The sequence below is a fragment of the Streptomyces musisoli genome (assembly GCF_016741855.1).
In the GTDB taxonomy this organism is placed as follows: domain Bacteria; phylum Actinomycetota; class Actinomycetes; order Streptomycetales; family Streptomycetaceae; genus Streptomyces; species Streptomyces musisoli.
The window spans coordinates 1-1,297 of sequence record NZ_JAERRH010000083.1 but is presented as its reverse complement, the minus strand read 5'-3'; the positions used below and the strand labels follow the sequence as shown (position 1 = coordinate 1,297).

Genomic DNA, 1,297 nt, shown 5'->3' with positions numbered 1-1,297 from the left:
TGAGCATCGTCATCGACCAGTAGACCACCGCCTCCGCGCTGCTAGTGGAGCGCTCGAAGTCGCGCACGAGGCGGCGGCTTTGCATCAGGTGAGCGAAAAACCTCTCCACGATCCACCTCTTCGGTAGCACCACGAAGCCGCGCATGTCGTCGCTGCGCTTGACGATGGCCAGGACCACGGCGAGGCTGTATTCGACGAGGCTGCCGGTGTAGCCGCCGTCGGCCCACACCAGAGCCAGTCGGTGGTGCGCGGCGGCGACCTGGGCGAGCAGCACCTGGGCGGCGGCGCGGTCGCCGACGTCCGCGGCGGTGACCATGACCGCGAGCAGCAGGCCGAGCGTGTCGACCACGGCGTGCCGCTTGCGGCCGTTGATCAATTTTCCGCCGTCGAAGCCGCGGCTGTCGGATCCGACGACGGCGTCCGCCTTGACGGACTGGGAGTCGATCACCCCGGCGCTCGGTTCCGGATCCCGTCCGGCCTGCTCGCGGACCTTTCGGCGGAGGCGGTCGTGGAACTCGCGGACTAGGCCGTGGTCGCGCCAGCGTCGGAAGAACGCATAGAGCCGGTCCCAGGGCGGTAAGTCGACTGGGATGGCTCGCCACTTCGTTGCGTTGTCGACGAGGTAGCGGATCGCGTCCAGTATCGCTCGGTGGCAGTAGGCCTCCGGTTGGCCGCCCCGGCCGCGCAGCCATCCCGGAACCGGCAGCAGCGGCCGGACGGCCGCCCACTCGGCGTCGGTCATGTCGGTCGGGTAGCGGCGTTCGCGCACCCCGTGGTCGCCGGCGTTCCCGAACCTGTGAGCCAGGCAGTCACACGCGAGGGTGGCCGAAGTGGACCCCGCATCCGCTATGCCGTAGAAATGCGACAACAGGGTCTCCTGGAATGGTCGTTGGCGTAGACACCCTTCGAGCTACCAAGAGGCCCTGCTTTCATGCGTGGTAGCCGCCGCGGCCACCCGATCGAGATCTCCGCTCGACCGAAACCGCTCGGAGAGCGGGCCAACGACCGTCACTACTTCGAAAGAGCCGCGGGTAGGGGCAGACCTCCAGGGGCTCCGCAGGCCGATCCGCCCAGCGCCACCAGAAGTGACCCGCCGAACACTTCCACGCATGGCGGCACACGCGCTTCTGGTCTTCGTCGCGGAGAGACAGGACAAGACCCAGGCTCTTCAGCGACCGCCCGCAGTCGGGGCAGCTTGGCTGCTCAGGAGGCGTGTCCACGGCCGACAGGGTAGCTCACCCGATCGAGACGCCCGTTCGACCGACACCCCTCAAGATCGGAACGACAACAGCCACTA

The 1,297-nt window shown here is 67.9% G+C and carries 1 protein-coding gene; it reads right to left on the bottom strand.

All coding sequences use genetic code 11. The features are described 5' to 3' along the window. A partial coding sequence (locus tag JK361_RS40535) for an IS5 family transposase (protein ID WP_201828234.1) occupies window positions 1-742 on the bottom strand: 742 nt, incomplete at its 3' end. Window positions 743-1,297: the final 555 nt, after the last annotated feature.